Source organism: Caldicellulosiruptoraceae bacterium PP1, assembly GCA_041320695.1.
Lineage (GTDB): Bacteria > Bacillota > Thermoanaerobacteria > Caldicellulosiruptorales > Caldicellulosiruptoraceae > JBGGOQ01.
Map to the genome: position 1 here is coordinate 1 of JBGGOQ010000038.1, position 775 is coordinate 775.

General features: G+C 33.7%; 1 protein-coding gene. It reads left to right on the forward strand.

What is annotated here, in order from left to right; genetic code table 11:
- Positions 1 to 502: 502 nt before the first annotated feature.
- A partial coding sequence (locus tag ACAG39_12470; protein ID MEZ0538034.1) for a transposase occupies positions 503 to 775 on the forward strand: 273 nt, incomplete at its 3' end.

The window sequence follows — 775 nt, forward strand, 5'->3', positions numbered from 1 at the left end:
TTCCTCCTCGTATAATATGATTATCAAATCAATCAAAAATTCATATCTCAATTGGTATATTAAATTATAAGTACCAATTGATTACTGGAAATTAACCATAAATAATTGTCTTTTCTCTAAACATTCACTTCTCAAAAATTGAATATTAAAATTGACTGCTACAGTTTTATTTTGCCCTTTATCTTTGGTAAACTAAAATCAGAAAAAGTTTAAGCCTGTTTTAGTTTATTTGGATATTTTTTGATTCCTCCTGCTGGACACGCTTTAGGATAATGCATGCCACAGCTCGGTTTAGACTGAACCCCGAAGGATTACATAACTAATGTTAACTCGTTTGCTGTGCACTGGTAGCTTACCACACCTGATTGAGCATTTCAGATGTGTGCACCCTGTAATCTATCCAGTAGCTCTAATATCTGCGAGGCTGCATTATGTGTAATCCCTAAGGATAAAGGGCTTTATTCTTTTTCTTACCACTACTTACAAAAAGGAGGTCTTTTAATTGCCAAATACTTTAATCGTGGGCATTGATATCAGTAGTCAGTCAAATTCTATCTTCTTTATCGATGATGCTGGTAATCATCTAATTAAAAAACCTTTTTCTTTACCTAATGACCAAGAAGGTGCTAATGAATTAGTTGATAAGATTATTGATTGCCTTAATCAATTTAATCTTTCATCTGTTAAGGTTGGTATGGAATCAACTTCCCATTATGCTTGGCATCTTCATCTTTACCTCGCTTCATCTTCTGAGTTGCTTCCTTACAAACCTGCT